This is a genomic window from Gilliamella sp. B3023 (genome assembly GCF_026536845.1).
Lineage (GTDB): Bacteria > Pseudomonadota > Gammaproteobacteria > Enterobacterales > Orbaceae > Gilliamella > Gilliamella apicola_E.
Map to the genome: position 1 here is coordinate 279,217 of NZ_JAFNNH010000001.1, position 16,569 is coordinate 295,785.

Sequence of the window (16,569 nt, forward strand, 5' to 3'; positions counted from 1 at the left end):
AAAGTCACAAAAACGTCTTAATTTTTATATTACTATATTTAATAAATGAAAATCTTTTAAACATTTAATTATATTTATATTCAGGGAGTTCATATGGCTAAGGGGAATATCGTAAGGCTATCATATTCATCATTTACAGATGAAGATTCAAAAAATGAAATTATTCGGTTAACGCCAGAAGGTATTTTATGCCACCGTAATTATTTTTATCAAAAATGTTTTACCAATGATGGTCAAAAATTACTTTTTGCTGGTGAATTTGATACTCATCGTAACTATTATTTACTCGATATTGAAAAACAAACAGCAAAACAACTTACTGAAGGACCTGGCGATAATACTTTCGGTGGTTTTTTATCACCAGATGATAAATTTTTGTACTATGTTAAAAATGAACGCAACTTACAACAAGTTAATCTTGAAACGTTAGAAGAAAAAAATGTTTATACTGTTCCTGATGAATGGGTTGGTTACGGCACATGGGTTGCTAATAGTGATTGTAATGAAATTGTTGGAATTGAAATTGATAAAAAAGATTGGACACCACTTACCGATTGGACAATATTTAAAGCATTTTATGATAAGAATCCACATTGCCGTTTAATCAAGATTGACATTGAAACAGGTGTAGCTAAAACAGTTATTGATCAGAATGTATGGCTAGGTCACCCAATTTTTAGACCTTTTGATGATAAAACTATCGCATTTTGCCATGAAGGTCCTCATGATTTAGTTGATGCAAGAATTTGGTTGGTTGATCGTGATGGTAAAAATGAACGAAAAGCGCATGATAATTTACCTGGTGAAAGTTGCACTCATGAATTTTGGGTTCCAGATGGTTCTGGATTAGCTTATGTATCTTATATGAAAGGGCAACAAGAACGATATATTCGTCTTTATAATCCGGTAACTGATGAAGATAAAGAAATTATGGAGATGCCAGCTTGTTCGCACTTAATGAGTAATTTTGATGGCACTCTTTATATTGGTGATGGAACAGGCAGTCCTGTTGATGTAATTGATACAAGTGGCTATAAAATTGAAAATGATCCATGGCTTTATATTTTAGCACCTAAAACAAAAACAGCTCATAAGTTGGTTAAGCATAATAGTACATGGCGAGTTTTAGATGGTGATCGTCAAGTTACTCACCCTCATCCATCATTTTCACCTGATAATAAATACGTTTTATATTCATGTGATGCACAAGATGAACCTGCACTTTATTTAACTAAAGTGCCAGCTAACATATTAGAAGAAATGTGATAGACCTTTTTGTCTATCATAACTATAACGGAGAATATAATTATGTCGATTTTAAATAAATTTTCACTCAACAATAAAATAGCGCTGGTAACGGGCGCTTCTTATGGCATCGGTTTTGAGATAGCAAAATCATTAGCCGGTGCCGGAGCGAAAATCGTATTTAATGATGTCGTGCCTGAAAATTTACAAAAAGGACTTGATGCTTATAAAGCAGCTGGTATTGATGCCCATGGCTATCTATTTGATATTACGGATGAAGCTGCTGTTGAAAAATCGATTGCTCAAATTGAAAAAGAACATGGTGTGATTGATATTTTAGTCAACAATGCTGGTATTATTCAACGCAAATCAATGCTTGAAACAAGTGCGGCTGATTATCGTAAAATTATTGATATCGACTTAACAGGTCAATTTATTATGGCAAAAGCAGTCCTTCCTTCAATGATCAAAAAAGGAAGTGGCAAAATTATCAACATCTGTTCAATGATGAGTGAACTTGGCCGTGAAACGGTTGTTGGTTATGCATCGGCTAAAGGTGGTTTAAAAATGTTAACCAAAAATATCTGTTCTGAATTTGGTCATGCCAATATTCAATGTAACGGTATTGGTCCAGGTTATATTGCCACTCCTCAAACTGCGCCATTACGTGAAAAACAAGCAGATGGTTCTCGTCACCCATTTGATCAGTTCATTATTGCTAAAACACCGGCAGGCCGATGGGGGACTCCTGATGATTTAGCTGGTGCAGCCGTATTTTTAGCATCGGAAGCATCAAATTTTGTTAACGGCCATATTCTTTATGTTGATGGTGGTATTTTAGCTTATATCGGTAAACAACCTTAATAAAATAAGGTTAAAAATTAGATAATTTAAGAGATAATAAAATAAAAGGATATTATTTATTATCTCTGTTTTTTTATAAATTTAGGAGTAATGTCATGTTTTGTTTTAATTCAGATATTGAATTAATTGATTTAGGAAATGGGGTTAAACGTAAAATTTTAGCTCATGATGGTAATATGATGGCGGTTGAAGTTCATTTTGAAACTGGCGCAATTGGTGCGATGCATCATCATCCACATGAACAACTAACCTATGTTTTGTCTGGTGAATTTGAATTTACTATCGGTGATGAGACTAAGATTGTTCGTGCTGGTGATACATTATATAAAAAACCCAATATTGAACATGGTTGTGTTTGCAAACAAGCTGGCGTTTTGCTTGATATGTTTACTCCTCAAAGATTAGATTTTTTATAAAATAGCTAGTTCATTATTAATTATGATATACTTTCGATAATTTTGATTTGTTCTAGTTGATCATTTAATAATAGAATAATGACTAATTTTTAGTAAGGAGATGTGCTAATAATGAATGATAGCTCACCAGAATCGGTTGCTTCGGTTTTAAAAGTTTTCGGAATTTTAGAAGCTTTATCCGAATCTAAAGACATTGCTATATCAGAATTATCGCAAAAAGTAATGATGCCCAAAAGCACAGCCTATCGTTTTTTACAAACCATGAAATCATTAGGTTATGTTAATCAAGAAGAAGATTCAGATAAATATTCTCTTAATTTAAAATTACTTGATTTAGGCAACCGTGTACTTTATCACCAAAACTTTTTAGCTATTGCTGATTTAGAAATGAGAAAGCTAAGGGATAAAACTAAAGAAACGATCCATTTAGCCGTTCGTGAAGGTGACCAAATTATTTATATTAATAAAGTGGCATCTGAACAGTATAGTCTTTGTTTAACCTCTAAAATTGGTAATCAAGCAACTGTACATGCCAGTGGATTAGGTAAGGTTTTATTGGCTTGGTTAGATGATGAAAGCAAAAAAAGTTTAGTAAACGGCATTAATTTTGTTCAATACACACCTAAAACAATCACTAATAAAGAGGCATTTTTTGCTGAACTTGATGAAGTTAAACGTTTAGGTTATGGCAAAGATGATGAAGAATCAGAGCTTGGTTTACGTTGTTTTGCTGTGCCAATTTATAATCGTTTAGGTAATATTATTGCAGCCTTAAGTTTATCAACCTCTATCTTTAGATGTAATACAGCAGAAGATGAAGCTAAACTTGTCGGTGAAATTAGCCAAGCTGCCGCTAAAATATCTGAACTAATTGGTTATAATAAGCAATCAAAATTATCAGATTAAAGGTTATTATTGATAAATAACTCCTAAGCTTACCGCTTGGTTTGCTCCAGTTACTTCTGGAATATTAGATGGAATATTATTCATCCTACAATATGCAAGCCAAGCGAAAGCAATCGCTTCCATATCGTCACTGCTTACCCCTTTCACATCTGTGGTCAAAACTTCCCATTTTGGTAATAATGCTGACAATCGTTTCATAATCAGAGGATTTTTTGCCCCTCCGCCACAAACTAGCAATTGACAAGGTAAATGAGCATTTATTGATAATTTATTAATCTCATGAGCAACAGTGGTAGCAGTAAATTCAACGAGTGTTGCTTGAATATCTTGAGCGTTTAGATTGAAGTTACTGAGTTTTTGGTTAAGCCAAGTTAAATTAAATAATTCTCTACCAGTACTTTTGGGGGCTGGTAGTTGAAAATAATTTTCATCACATAACGCATTTAATAAACGTTGATCTACCTTTCCTAATTTGGCCCATAAACCGTCTTTATCGTAGTTTTTTCCTAGATTTTTATTTATCCAACTATCAAGTAAAACATTGCCTGGCCCAGTGTCATAACCAATTACAGGTTGGCCTGGTATTAGAACGGAAATATTGCTAATACCACCAATATTTAAAACAACACAGTTAATTGACGGATTTAAGAATATCGCTTTGTGAAAAGCCGGAACTAATGGTGCTCCTTGGCCACCATAAGCCATATCTTTACGACGAAAATCAGCAATTGTTGTAATGCCTGTTTTAGCAGCAATGATATTGGCATCACCAATTTGCATAGTAAAGGGATGTTGGCTATTAGGAGAATGATAAATAGTTTGTCCATGGCAACCAATGGCTTTAACTTGTTTTTTATCAATATGATTTTGCTTTATAAACTGATCAATGCTTTTTGCGTAAAGCATACCAAGTTGGTGATCAAGCTCACCGAGCGCTTGTAATGTAGTTTGCTTACTATTACAAAGCGTTAATAATTGGCTTTTAATTTCAGTTGGCATTGGGTAGCAATCACTAGCAATCGAAGTAATATTCCCATCAGTAATATCAACTAATGCAATATCAACACCATCCATACTGGTACCTGACATTACGCCAATGTATAAATTTTGCATAATATTATCCTTGTCGAATGATAGTGCCAGTTTGGACATCCCGGATGATTGATGGTTGTGAACGCTCACCGGTTTTACCATCTAAAATTGGAAAAAATTGACCAAATTGGTTTGCAACTTCTATTGCTGTTTTACAAGATTGATGACCAGAAAGGTTGGCACTGGTCGAAACTAATGGCTTACCAAATAAATCACAAAGTTTACATACTAATGGATGATCAGTAACGCGAACGGCGATAGAATGATATTTTCCGCTCAAAAAATTTGGTGTATTAACATTTTTCGGAAAAACCCAAGTATTAGGACCGGGCCAACTATCAATAGCCATCTGTTTTTGAACTTGAGTCAAAGCCGATTGATCAATATAAGGGATCAGTTGTTCATAGTGACTCGCAATTAAAATTAAACCTTTTTCAACTGAACGTTGTTTTAATTTTAACAATTTAAAAACTGCTGATTCACAATCGGGATCACAACCTAAACCAAAAACAGCTTCAGTTGGATAAGCAACCACTTCACCTTTTTTTAATAATGAATTGATTTCTAAAAGACTTAATAAGTTTGCCATTAAATTTTGTATGTTTACCAACTATTGTTAAAAATTATATTAAACTGAGGTAAGCCTATTTGCAAATTGAAGATGGTAGCAGTGATATTAAGATAAATACTGGTTTAAGATAATTAGTCAAATTACTCCCAATTCATTTGTGGGAAATAGTTAACAGTTAAATCAACAACCTGCTGCATACTGATTATTTTTACTCTTGGATCTATTAGTGAAGCTAAACTACGAGCATTAATATCATTATCAAGCACAAAACAATTTTGGGTATTTTGTAAAATAGCCTTCAATATGGGATTATTTTGACAAGCTATAATTACGCCATTTTGCCAGAAAAGTACTGCATCTTGCGCTGAAATTAGCGTTGGATCAATTGTTGATTGGTTATTTGTTGTGATGGTATGTAGCATTTGTTCCTTTTACCTTTAAATTACCCTTCAAAAACCCCGTTCCTCAACTTTTTTTGATATAAATTAGAGTTAATTTTACTTGGTACATCTTTATTAGTATATAATAAGGACTATTTATTGAGCAAAGAATTCGTCATGAAACCCATTATTTTAGCCAATGAACAAGAAACAATTTTGTTTGGTCAACAATTGGCTGAGCAGTGTTTAAAATATTTGTCTAATCATGATAGTGCAATTGTTATCTATCTGATAGGCGATCTTGGTGCTGGTAAAACAACATTTTGCCGTGGCTTTTTGCAGCAGCTCGGACATGTCGGAAATGTTAAAAGTCCGACTTATACTCTTGTTGAACCTTATCAATTTGATATGTTTTCAGTATATCACTTTGACTTATATCGATTAGCTGATCCAGAAGAGTTAGAGTTTATGGGGATTCGTGAATATTTTTCATCGAAATCAATTTGTTTAATTGAGTGGCCTATGCAGGCTGAAGGTATTTTACCTCCTGCTGATATTGAAATTCATTTGGCTTATTTGGCGCTTGAACGCACAGTTTGTTTACAAGCAAACAGTGAAAAAGGGCAAGCTATTATTAACCAATAAAATTAGCGAAAAAAATGAAAAAAATACTCACTTTTTTTATATTATTACTGCTTTGTGGCTCAGTTTATGCTTCACAAGTTATCATTGCTGTTGATGCTGGTCATGGTGGTAAGGATTCTGGTGCCGTTGGTAAAAATAAGTTATACGAAAAAAATGTCACCATTTCGATAGCAAAAAAATTAACTAATTTATTGAATAAAGATCCTAATTTTAAAGGAGTATTAACGCGTAGCACAGACAATTTTATTTCTGTTCCTCAACGTTCTGATATTGCCCGTAGAAGTAAAGCAAACTTATTAATTTCTATCCATGCAGATGCCGCACCTAATCGTAGCGCGTCTGGTGCATCAGTTTGGGTATTATCTACTAAGCGAGCGGATACAGAATTGGGGCGCTGGCTTGAACAAGATGAAAAACAATCGCAATTATTAGGTGGTGCAGGTGACGCATTAAGTGATGATCATGACCAAAATTTAAGCCAAGCAGTATTAGATTTACAGTTTTCATATTCACAGCAGGTTGGCTATGAATTAGCAACTCAGGTTTTAAAAGAGATGAAAGGTGTTATTAAATTGCATAAGAATAGGCCTGAACATGCAAGTTTAGGTGTATTGCGTTCACCTGATATCCCTTCAATATTAATTGAAGTTGGATTTATTACTAACGAAACTGAAGAAAGTTTGTTAGCAAGTAATGCCCACCAAGATAAAATTGCTAAATTGATTTATCAAGGTATAAAAAATTATGTCAAACAGAACCCTAAATTTGGAAAACAGCATTAATGGCTATTCATATATTATCTCCTCAATTAGCTAACCAAATCGCTGCTGGTGAAGTGGTTGAACGACCAGTATCGGTGATCAAAGAGTTAGTTGAAAACAGCATTGATGCTGGTAGTACTCAAATTGATATTGATGTTGAACAAGGTGGCAGTAAATTAATTCGTATTCGTGATAATGGTAATGGTATTGCTAAAGATGAATTGGCATTAGCTTTAGCTCGCCATGCAACCAGCAAAATTAATACGTTGGATGATTTAGATACCATAATGAGTTTGGGGTTTCGTGGTGAAGCGCTGGCAAGTATCAGTTCTGTTGCTCGGTTAACCTTAACTTCACGCACAGCCGATCAGTCTGAGGCATGGCAAGTTTATGCTGAAGGTCGTGAAATGAAACCAACAATTAAACCGGCTGCACATCCTGTTGGAACAACGGTTGAAGTTCTTGATCTGTTTTACAATACGCCTGCTAGACGTCGCTTTCTTAAAACTGATAAAACAGAATTTATGCATATTGAGGAGTTTGTTCGTCGAATTGCACTTGCTAGACCTGATATTACTTTTAATTTGCAGCACAATGGGAAACTCGTCAAACAGTATCGAGAATCACTTCTTGAAAAACGTGTTGAATTAGTTTGTGGACGTACATTTGTTCAAAAAGCGATAAAATTAGATTGGCAACATAATGATTTATTCATCCAAGGATGGGTAAGTAGCAGTGAAGTGAGTGAGTTGCAATATTTTTATGTTAATGGGCGGGTAATAAAAGATAAATTAATTAATCATGCTTTGCGTCAAGCTTATAGTAGCCGGACTAATGAACAACAGAGTTATGTCATTTTTTTACAGATCGACCCTAAACAAATTGATGTGAATGTTCACCCAGCTAAGCATGAAGTGCGTTTTCATGAAGCAAGATTGGTGCATGACTTTGTTTATCAAGCTATTGTCATGGCGCTTGAGTCAAACCAACAACTTGCCAATGACGAAAATGTGCTAATGATGCCGAATCGACAAGCAGCTGGTGAGAATATTTTTAATAATAAAACTGAGAATAAAACTTATTCACCAACTAGCGCATTACCTAAAAAAGCTATTAATCATGTTAAAGAAAATAGACTATATGGGCAATTGGTTGATACTAAGTTAAAAGGAGCAATAGAAAAAACGCTCTTAAAATCTTTTGAATTATCGGATGATGATAGTTCTATAACTGCACCACAACAAGCGGTTATTGAGGGATTGTTTCCTAAACGAAATGTACCTTTGCAATCACTACATCAGCAAATTGATAGATCTTCACTAGTACAATTTGGTAAAGTATTAACGGTTATTCAACCAGATATAGCCTTAATTGAAAAATCAGAAGATAATCAACAAAAGTTCATGTTAATGAAGTTGTCGGTTGCTCAACAGAAAGTAAATTCAGTTAAATTATTATCTAACGAGTCAGAAAGATTACTCATTCCATTGACAATTTTAATTAATAAGAAAGAACAAAAAGTATTAAATGATTATCAAGAACAATTGAAGTTTTTAGGCTTTGATTTTTATATTGATAAAGCAAAATTGCATTTGCATAATGTGCCAAAAATGTTAAGAACTACAAATTGGCAAAAATTATTACCAACTTTAATTTCGTTTCTTTTATCATCCGGTAAGGATGTGCTTGATCCAACGCAAATTATAGCTTGGTTAGTTGAAAATTGTGGAGATGATTCTGTTGAAAATTGGAATGTAACTAAAGCTATCGAGTTATTAGTACAATTAGAACAGATAGATATTAATTTATTACAACAAGATAGCTTTTTATATCCGATTGATCTTCAATCTTTTTCACAATCAATTTTATCATGAATAAACCAAAAATTATTTCGTTAATGGGGCCAACCGCATCGGGTAAAACTGCTTATGCCATGGCGCTTTACGACAAGTATCCTATAGATATTATTAGTGTTGATTCCGCACTTATTTATCGAGGTATGGATATTGGCAGTGCAAAACCAACTAAAGAAGAACAACTTAAATATCCACATAAACTTATTGATATTTGTGACCCTGCAGAAAGTTATTCTGCTGCTAACTTTAGGCATGATGCGATTGTAGAAATTGAAAAATCATTAAGTAATGGCCGAACGCCATTATTAGTTGGTGGAACAATGTTGTATTTTAAGGCGTTAATCGAAGGACTTTCTCCTCTTCCAGCGGCAAATAGTGATATTCGCGATCAAATTGAGGAAAAAGCAAATCGATTAGGTTGGCAAGCGATTCATGAGGAGTTAAAAAAAGTTGATCCTGTATCAGCTCAGCGAATCCATCCCAATGATCCACAACGCCTTAATCGAGCATTAGAGGTTTATCTTATTACTGGTAAAAGTTTAACTGAATTAACTAAAGAAAGTGGTGATGCATTACCTTATGATATTATGCAATTAGCTATCATGCCGGAAGATAGAGCAGAATTACATCAACGAATTGAACAACGCTTTTTACAAATGCTAGATCAAGGCTTTGAAGATGAAGTAAAAAAACTTATGCAGCGCCCCGATCTTCATTTAAATCTACCTTCTATACGTTGCGTAGGGTATCGTCAAATGTGGGAATATTTAAATGGCGATACCAGTTATGATGAAATGGTTTTTAAAGGAATTTGTGCTACTCGCCAATTAGCAAAAAGGCAAATTACATGGCTTAGAGGTTGGAAACAATCGATAACATGGTTAAATAATGATAATATAGATTCAGTTCTTAATCAGATTTTTTAAGTTACAAATAGTAGTAATAGTTTTTGGTATTTTTTCTATTGGTTATTATAATACGCTAAATTTTTTCATTTCTTAAAAAAATTTCTACTTTTCTTAACGATTAAGGTTACTTGTTTGTATAAATTTCGTTAATTTATTAAATTTTTAGTTATTTGTGCATAAATTACTGTTGATTAGTTTAAGAGCTGAGTTTTTTATGTTATTTTGGTAAATACTACATAAGTATTTTATATTGCGATCAATTAAATTATTATGTTGATTGTAAACTTATTTTATCTTTATATTTTTATTTCATCTTAAAGGATAAACTCATGTCAAAAGGGCAGTCATTACAAGATCCTTATTTAAATTTGCTTCGTCGCGAGCATATTCCTGTATCTATTTATTTAGTTAACGGTATTAAATTACAAGGACAAATTGAATCATTTGATCAGTTTGTTATTTTATTAAAAAACACTGTTAGCCAAATGGTATATAAGCACGCTATCTCAACTGTGGTACCATCACGACCAATTTCTGGATTGATATCACAACCTGAAGAGGACAGCGAAAGCTAATTAGTTGGGTGGAGAATGTGATTGTTTGAGCGATATAAAGGTGGTGAATCTGCCTTATTAGTCCATGTATTCTTCCCTCAAGAAAGCGATATCGAGGATTTAAAAGAGTTTGAAGTGCTTGTTTCTTCTGCTCAAATTGAAATTCTCGATATTGTGACAACCTCAAAAAAGTCCCCACAAGCTAAATATTTTATTGGTGAAGGAAAAGCATTAGAAATCGCCGATAAAGTAAAAGAACTAAATGCTTCAGTCATTTTAGTTAATCATACTTTAACACCGACCCAAGAACGCAATCTTGAGCAATTATGTGAATGTCGCGTAGTAGATAGAACTGGATTAATTCTCGATATTTTTGCTCAGCGCGCTAGAACACATGAAGGTAAATTACAAGTTGAATTAGCACAATTACAATATTTATCTACTCGATTAGTTCGTGGTTGGACTCATTTAGAACGCCAAAAAGGTGGAATTGGCCTTCGTGGACCAGGTGAAACTCAGTTAGAAACTGATAGAAGATTAATTCGCCATCGTATTCAATTAATTTTATCAAGACTTGCTAAAGTTGAAAAACAGCGCAATCAAAATCGTCAATCTAGAAGTAAAGCAGATTTATCAACGGTATCATTAGTTGGTTATACAAATGCTGGTAAATCGACTCTCTTTAATGCATTAACTAATGCTGAAGTTTATGCTGCCGATCAATTGTTTGCAACGCTAGATCCGACTTTAAGACGCATTAATGTTGAGGATGTTGGAGAGGTTGTTTTAGCTGATACAGTCGGATTTATACGTCATTTACCACATGATCTTATTGCTGCTTTTAAAGCAACTTTATTAGAAACACAGGAAGCATCACTATTATTACATGTTGTTGATGCAGCTGATCCTAATATATTAGATAATATTCATGCCGTTGATGAGGTATTACTGGAAATTGATGCACATGATATTCCTACTTTGTTAGTGATGAATAAAATTGATTTAATAGAAGGTAAGGAACCGAGTATTGATCGGGACGAAAATGGTGTACCAATTCGCGTTTGGATTTCAGCTCAAAATAGTTTAGGATTAGATCTTTTATTTACCGCATTAAAAGAGAGGCTCTCTGGGCAAATTCAAGTTTGCCAATTAAACTTACCTCCTTATTTAGCTAAACTTAGAAGTCGGCTATATAAATTAAATGCAGTGGAGAATGAAGTCATTGAAGATGATGGGAGTTTTCACCTAAATATAAGAATACCTTTAATTGAATGGAATCGCCTCTGTAAACAAGAGCCAGATCTGTTATACTTAATCAATACGCAAAATAACAACTAATTGTTAAATGGAGCATATAAAATATGGCGTGGAATCAGCCCGGCAATAACGGACAAGATAACGACCCATGGGGAAATAACAAAAAACCTTCCAATTCTTCGTCGGGAGGAATATTTGATCAAATTAAAGATCTCTTAAAAAAAGGTGGATCAAGTAATAATCGAGGTTCCTCAGATATTAACTTGAATTCTTCTAAAATTATTATGTCGATGATTTTAGTGCTTGCTTTGATTTGGGGGGTAAGTGGTTTTTATACCATCAACCAAAACCAACGAGGTGTAATAACTCGTTTTGGACAAGTTCAACCTGAAATTATCCAACCTGGTTTAAATTGGAATCCAGCATTTATTGATACAGTTTATAAAGTAGATACCCAAGGAACTTATAACTTTAATGTTCAGGGTGATATTATAACGACTAGTTATAACGGTGAAAATCTAGTCTTTGTTGAAATGAATGTTCAATATCGAATTAGTGATCCTATCAAATATTTATTTAATGTAACTAATGTTGAAGATAGCTTACGTCAAGCAGCAGATAGTGCGCTTAGAACATCTATTGGGAGCTCTAATATTGATGCAATTATTTCAGATGGACGCTCAGTTCTAGAGAACAGTACAAAAGAAGAACTCATCAATGTTATTTCTCATTATGATATGGGTATTACTATTGTCGATCTTAACTTCCAAGTAGCGCGTCCTCCTGTCGAAGTGCAAGATGCTTATGCTGATGCTATTCGAGCTCAAAATGATAGTGAGCGGGAAATAAAAAAAGCTGAAGCATATAAAGTGCAGTTAATTCAGCAAGCGGAAGGTCGTTCTGCCACTATTTTAGAAGATGCAAATGCTTATAAAGTACAAGTTGAATTAGAAGCAGCTGGTGATGTTGCACGGTTTGAAAAATTATTACCACAATATAAAGCAGCGCCTGAAATTACTAAAGATCGTTTATATATTGAAACAATGGAAAAAGTATTAACTAAAACCCAAAAAGTGATTGTTAATGATAAGAGTGGTAACTTATTGGTATTGCCGTTAGAAAAATTAATGAAAAATAAAATTGAACCTGAATCAGCAAACTTATCAAATTTAAGTAGTGATGGCAATAACAACCCGCCAGCAGCTTCAGAAACAGTTGATAGTACTTCTCAAAATAACAATGAAGCACAAAACGCTACAACTGATAACACTCATAACACTGCAACTCAAAATAATAGTTCTATTAATCGAAGTAACCGAGCTATGGGTCGATAAGGAGAGAAAAATGCGAAAATTATTGATTCCTATAGTTTTAATTTTAATTGTTGGGCTTTATTCAAGTGTTTATGTGATTGAAGAAGGCACGCGTGGTGTGGTTTTACGTTTTAATAAGATTATTGGGTTATCTCAACCGGGTCTCCATTTTAAAATGCCTCTTGTTGATAGCATTAAAATAATCGACGCTAAAATACAAACCACTAATAGCTCAAATAATAATAACGAAAAGCGCTTTTTTAACGTTCATAAGAAAGAGTTAATAGTCGATTATTTTGTGCAATGGAAAATTGTAGATTTTAATCGTTATTATGAAACTATTGCTGGTGGTAATGATGTTAATGACTTAATCTTGGCTCGTTTAAATGGTCGTTTGCGTTCTGAAATAGGAAAATTAAGTAACCGAGATATCATTAATGATACTAATGCTGATACCAAATCAAGAAATTCATTAATGGCAAGTGTTAAAGATGCATTAAATGGTTCACCGCAAGATGTTGAAGAAAATTTACCAATCGATAAATTGGTCAATGATGCGAAAAAAGATCCTGAAAATAGTAAAGCCAGTTTGAGGTCCTTTGGGGTAGTTGTGATCGATGTTCGAATCAAACAAATCAATTTCCCTGCTGAAGTGTCAGGATCAATTTATGCTAACATGCGAGCTGAACGTGATATTATTGCCCGTGAAAAACGATATGAAGGTGTTAAAAAAGCTGAAGAAATAAGAGCGAAAGCTACATTTGAAAAAACTAAAATAATATCGGAAGCTGAGCGCCAAGCTCGATCTATTCGTGGTGAAGGTGATGCAAATGCAGCTAAACTTTATGCAGAAGCTTTTGGTAAAGATATTGAATTTTTTAGTTTTATTCGTAGTTTGAAAGCTTATGAACAAAGTTTTACAGGTAATGATGTTATGGTCATTAGTCCTGATAGTGAATTTTTCCAATATATGAAACTAAAGTCTAACAAATAATACAATGAGTAAATAAACTATGAGTAATAATGTTGTTGTGCTAGGTACACAATGGGGTGATGAAGGCAAAGGAAAAGTTGTTGATTTACTCACAGAAAAAGCAAAATATGTGGTACGTTATCAAGGCGGACATAATGCTGGCCATACCTTAGTTATTAATGGTGAAAAAACAGTATTACATTTAATTCCATCAGGTATTTTACGTAATGATGTCATTAGCATCATCGCAAATGGCGTTGTGCTTTGTCCTGATGCTCTTATGAAAGAGATGAAAGAGCTTGAGGAAAATGGTATCCCTGTTAAAGAGAGACTTCTAATTTCAGAATCATGCCCTTTAATATTACCTTATCATATAGCATTAGACCAAGCTCGAGAAAAAGCACGTGGTAATAAAGCGATAGGCACTACAGGTCGAGGTATTGGTCCTGCATATGAAGATAAAGTCGCTCGTCGTGGATTGCGTGTAGGTGATTTACGTGATCGCCAAACATTTGCTGAAAAATTGAAAGAAGTTATGGAATACCACAACTTTCAATTAGTAAATTACTATAAAGTTGAAGCGGTTGATTATCAAAAAGTCCTTGATGACACATTAGCGATTGCAGATATTTTAGTGGCTATGATTGCAGATATTCCGACGCTATTAGAAGATGCTCGGAAAAAAGGCGAAAGAATCATGTTTGAAGGGGCGCAAGGTACTTTACTTGATATTGATCATGGTACTTATCCTTTTGTTACCTCTTCAAATACTACTGCTGGCGGTGTAGCAACAGGATCAGGCTTTGGTCCTCGTTATGTTGGTTATGTTTTAGGTATTGTTAAAGCTTACTCTACTCGTGTCGGTGCAGGCCCTTTCCCAACTGAATTATTTGATGATGTGGGTGAATATCTTTGCAAACAAGGTAATGAATTTGGTGCAACAACTGGTCGTCGTCGTCGTACTGGTTGGCTTGATGCGGTTGCTGTACGAAAAGCCGTACAACTAAATTCAGTTTCTGGTTTCTGTTTAACTAAACTTGATGTTTTAGATGGTCTTAAAGAAGTTAAAATCTGTGTTGGTTATCAATTACCAAATGGTGATGTCATCAAAAATGCACCAGCTGCTGCTGAAGATTGGAGTTTAGTAAAACCTGTATATGAGTCTATGCCTGGTTGGAGCGAGTCAACGTTTGGTATTAAAAGTTATGATGCTTTACCACAAGCAGCCAAATCCTATATCAAACGAATTGAAGAATTAACCGAAACACCAATTGATATTATATCAACAGGTCCGGATCGTAGTGAAACCATGATTCTACGTGATCCTTATCAAGCGTAATTGTAAATAAAAAATCGGGTGCGTTTTCCCGATTTTTTATTTTTAGGATATTAAAAATAGTTAACTGAGTATGAGGACATTATGGCTAAATTAGGGACGCCGTTATCACCCACTTCAACCAAAGTTATGCTGTGTGGCGCAGGTGAATTGGCTAAAGAAGTTGTGATAGAGCTACAAAGGTTTGGTTGTGAAGTTATTGCTGTTGATCGCTATGCTAATGCACCAGCAATGCAAGTTGCTCATCGTTATCATATTATTAATATGCTAGATGGTAATGAACTGAGAAAAATTATTGAACAGGAAAAACCGGATTTTATTGTTCCTGAAATTGAAGCCATTGCAACGCAAACTTTAGTTGAGTTAGAGCAAGAGGGATTTACGGTTATTCCTACTGCAAAAGCAGTAGCGTTAACCATGAATAGAGAAGGGATTCGTCGCCTTGCTGCTGAACAACTAAATCTACCAACTTCACCTTATCGGTTTGCTTCAACCGAAATAGAATTTAAAGATGCTGTAAAAGAGATTGGTTATCCCTGCTTAGTTAAACCAGTGATGAGCTCTTCCGGTAAAGGGCAAACATTATTACGCAGTGAAGCTGATCTTCAATTAGCCTGGAAATATGCACAAGAAGGTGGTCGAGCTGGTGGCGGTAAAGTTATTATAGAAGGTTTTATCGACTTTGATTACGAAATTACCTTATTAACAGTTAGGCATATCAATGGTGTTTCTTATTGTGAACCGATTGGGCATCGTCAGGAAAAAGGCGATTATCGGGAATCTTGGCAACCTCAACAAATGTCTTGTAACGCTTTAGAGCAAGCAAAAGATATTGCAACTAAAATAACTGAAGCATTAGGCGGGCACGGTTTATTTGGTGTTGAACTGTTTGTTAAAGGCGATAAAGTTTGGTTTAGTGAAGTATCGCCTCGTCCTCATGATACCGGAATGGTAACTTTAATTTCCCAGAATCTATCTGAGTTTGCCTTACATGCCAGAGCCATATTAGGCTTGCCTATTCCACTTATTGAACAATATCATGCTAGTGCATCTGTGGTCATAATGGTTGAAGGTGAATCAAAACAGGTATCGTTCACAAATATAGATAACGCATTAAGTCAACCAAATACTGATTTACGTTTATTTGGCAAACCACAAGTTGAAGGTTGCCGTAGAATGGGGGTTGCACTTGCTAGTGCTGTAACAGTGGAAGAAGCAATAAATAAAGCCGATGCTATCGTAAAACAGTTAAAAATAACCCTATAAGACGTTGCTTTGTGTAAAAAGCAATCACTTAATCCAAAAAAAGCAAATTTTGCAAAATAGGGGTTGACGTAAACATGTGAAGTGAGTAACATACGCAACCCTTGAGACAGCAAACTAAAACAACAAAATGTTTAGTTAAATTTAAAGCTGTCAGCTCTTTAAAAAGAAGAAACAGACAATCTGTGTGGGCACTTGCGAGACGAAAAATTAAAAGTCTACGGACTCA

16 protein-coding genes and 1 pseudogene are annotated in these 16,569 nt (G+C 34.4%); 14 read left to right on the forward strand and 3 right to left on the reverse strand.

Annotated features, from left to right (window positions below; all coding sequences use genetic code 11):
* Positions 1-93 precede the first annotated feature (93 nt).
* The 4 genes from J3U16_RS01375 to kdgR all read left to right on the forward strand — a co-directional run bounded on the left by J3U16_RS01375 (position 94) and on the right by kdgR (position 3,431).
* The gene (locus J3U16_RS01375; protein WP_065561894.1) at positions 94-1,266 is read left to right on the forward strand and encodes an oligogalacturonate lyase family protein; all 1,173 of its coding nucleotides are present in this window, start codon (positions 94-96) and stop codon (positions 1,264-1,266) included.
* Between the two features lie 48 nt (positions 1,267-1,314).
* Complete coding sequence (locus tag J3U16_RS01380; RefSeq protein WP_065735277.1) at positions 1,315-2,109, forward strand: gluconate 5-dehydrogenase; 795 nt, start codon at positions 1,315-1,317, stop codon at positions 2,107-2,109.
* A gap of 95 nt (positions 2,110-2,204) precedes the next feature.
* Positions 2,205-2,525 carry a cupin domain-containing protein gene (locus tag J3U16_RS01385; RefSeq protein WP_065561895.1) on the forward strand — a complete coding sequence of 107 codons (321 nt, stop codon included), beginning with the start codon at positions 2,205-2,207 and terminating at the stop codon, positions 2,523-2,525.
* A gap of 111 nt (positions 2,526-2,636) precedes the next feature.
* On the forward strand, positions 2,637-3,431 hold the full coding sequence (kdgR, locus tag J3U16_RS01390) for a DNA-binding transcriptional regulator KdgR (protein WP_081299433.1): 795 nt from the start codon (positions 2,637-2,639) through the stop codon (positions 3,429-3,431).
* A 6-nt stretch (positions 3,432-3,437) separates the two neighbouring features.
* Here the strand turns inward: kdgR and J3U16_RS01395 are convergent, their stop codons facing one another.
* The 3 genes from J3U16_RS01395 to tusB form a co-directional block, all read right to left on the reverse strand.
* Complete coding sequence (locus J3U16_RS01395; RefSeq protein ID WP_267330863.1) at positions 3,438-4,544, reverse strand: anhydro-N-acetylmuramic acid kinase; 1,107 nt, start codon at positions 4,542-4,544, stop codon at positions 3,438-3,440.
* A gap of 4 nt (positions 4,545-4,548) precedes the next feature.
* On the reverse strand, positions 4,549-5,112 hold the full coding sequence (locus J3U16_RS01400; protein ID WP_267337159.1) for a Sua5/YciO/YrdC/YwlC family protein: 564 nt from the start codon (positions 5,110-5,112) through the stop codon (positions 4,549-4,551).
* A gap of 122 nt (positions 5,113-5,234) precedes the next feature.
* A complete protein-coding gene (tusB, locus tag J3U16_RS01405) occupies positions 5,235-5,516 on the reverse strand; it encodes a sulfurtransferase complex subunit TusB (protein ID WP_065561899.1) in 282 nt (93 codons plus the stop codon).
* A gap of 135 nt (positions 5,517-5,651) precedes the next feature.
* Between tusB and tsaE the strand changes: the two genes are divergently transcribed.
* From tsaE to purT, 10 genes and pseudogenes are all read left to right on the forward strand, one after another.
* Complete coding sequence (gene tsaE / locus J3U16_RS01410) at positions 5,652-6,119, forward strand: tRNA (adenosine(37)-N6)-threonylcarbamoyltransferase complex ATPase subunit type 1 TsaE (protein WP_267342407.1); 468 nt, start codon at positions 5,652-5,654, stop codon at positions 6,117-6,119.
* 68 nt (positions 6,120-6,187) lie between these two features.
* Positions 6,188-6,880 (forward strand): annotated as a pseudogene (locus J3U16_RS01415) (N-acetylmuramoyl-L-alanine amidase); the annotation flags it as partial.
* A 20-nt stretch (positions 6,881-6,900) separates the two neighbouring features.
* Positions 6,901-8,754 (forward strand): DNA mismatch repair endonuclease MutL, encoded by a 1,854-nt coding sequence (gene mutL / locus J3U16_RS01420; protein ID WP_267342408.1) that lies wholly within the window; start codon positions 6,901-6,903, stop codon positions 8,752-8,754.
* Positions 8,751-9,662 (forward strand): tRNA (adenosine(37)-N6)-dimethylallyltransferase MiaA, encoded by a 912-nt coding sequence (miaA, locus tag J3U16_RS01425; protein ID WP_220225496.1) that lies wholly within the window; start codon positions 8,751-8,753, stop codon positions 9,660-9,662. The genes mutL and miaA overlap by 4 nt, the downstream gene beginning before the upstream one ends.
* A 311-nt stretch (positions 9,663-9,973) precedes the next feature.
* Entirely contained in the window at positions 9,974-10,219 is a 246-nt protein-coding gene (hfq, locus tag J3U16_RS01430; RefSeq protein WP_065561904.1) for an RNA chaperone Hfq, read from the forward strand.
* A gap of 21 nt (positions 10,220-10,240) precedes the next feature.
* Positions 10,241-11,536 (forward strand): ribosome rescue GTPase HflX, encoded by a 1,296-nt coding sequence (gene hflX / locus J3U16_RS01435; protein ID WP_065735273.1) that lies wholly within the window; start codon positions 10,241-10,243, stop codon positions 11,534-11,536.
* Between the two features lie 23 nt (positions 11,537-11,559).
* Entirely contained in the window at positions 11,560-12,789 is a 1,230-nt protein-coding gene (gene hflK, locus J3U16_RS01440) for an FtsH protease activity modulator HflK (protein WP_267330865.1), read from the forward strand.
* 10 nt (positions 12,790-12,799) lie between these two features.
* On the forward strand, positions 12,800-13,762 hold the full coding sequence (hflC, locus tag J3U16_RS01445) for a protease modulator HflC (RefSeq protein WP_065561907.1): 963 nt from the start codon (positions 12,800-12,802) through the stop codon (positions 13,760-13,762).
* A 19-nt stretch (positions 13,763-13,781) separates the two neighbouring features.
* A complete protein-coding gene (locus J3U16_RS01450; RefSeq protein ID WP_267330866.1) occupies positions 13,782-15,080 on the forward strand; it encodes an adenylosuccinate synthase in 1,299 nt (432 codons plus the stop codon).
* Positions 15,081-15,161: 81 nt separating this feature from the next.
* Positions 15,162-16,343: a formate-dependent phosphoribosylglycinamide formyltransferase gene (purT, locus tag J3U16_RS01455; protein WP_267330867.1), complete on the forward strand. Its 1,182-nt coding sequence runs from the start codon at positions 15,162-15,164 to the stop codon at positions 16,341-16,343.
* The last annotated feature ends 226 nt before the right edge of the window (positions 16,344-16,569 follow it).

Bases quoted from the DNA above. Each gene is read 5' to 3' on its own strand.
- J3U16_RS01375 (WP_065561894.1), top strand. From the start codon at position 94: ATGGCTAAGGGGAATATCGTAAGGCTATCATATTCATCATTTACAGAT.
- tusB (WP_065561899.1), bottom strand. From the start codon at position 5,516: ATGCTACATACCATCACAACAAATAACCAATCAACAATTGATCCAACG.
- J3U16_RS01400 (WP_267337159.1), bottom strand. From the start codon at position 5,112: ATGGCAAACTTATTAAGTCTTTTAGAAATCAATTCATTATTAAAAAAA.
- J3U16_RS01450 (WP_267330866.1), top strand. From the start codon at position 13,782: ATGAGTAATAATGTTGTTGTGCTAGGTACACAATGGGGTGATGAAGGC.
- mutL (WP_267342408.1), top strand. From the start codon at position 6,901: ATGGCTATTCATATATTATCTCCTCAATTAGCTAACCAAATCGCTGCT.
- hfq (WP_065561904.1), top strand. From the start codon at position 9,974: ATGTCAAAAGGGCAGTCATTACAAGATCCTTATTTAAATTTGCTTCGT.
- miaA (WP_220225496.1), top strand. From the start codon at position 8,751: ATGAATAAACCAAAAATTATTTCGTTAATGGGGCCAACCGCATCGGGT.
- hflC (WP_065561907.1), top strand. From the start codon at position 12,800: ATGCGAAAATTATTGATTCCTATAGTTTTAATTTTAATTGTTGGGCTT.
- J3U16_RS01395 (WP_267330863.1), bottom strand. From the start codon at position 4,544: ATGCAAAATTTATACATTGGCGTAATGTCAGGTACCAGTATGGATGGT.
- tsaE (WP_267342407.1), top strand. From the start codon at position 5,652: ATGAAACCCATTATTTTAGCCAATGAACAAGAAACAATTTTGTTTGGT.
- J3U16_RS01385 (WP_065561895.1), top strand. From the start codon at position 2,205: ATGTTTTGTTTTAATTCAGATATTGAATTAATTGATTTAGGAAATGGG.
- purT (WP_267330867.1), top strand. From the start codon at position 15,162: ATGGCTAAATTAGGGACGCCGTTATCACCCACTTCAACCAAAGTTATG.
- kdgR (WP_081299433.1), top strand. From the start codon at position 2,637: ATGAATGATAGCTCACCAGAATCGGTTGCTTCGGTTTTAAAAGTTTTC.
- hflK (WP_267330865.1), top strand. From the start codon at position 11,560: ATGGCGTGGAATCAGCCCGGCAATAACGGACAAGATAACGACCCATGG.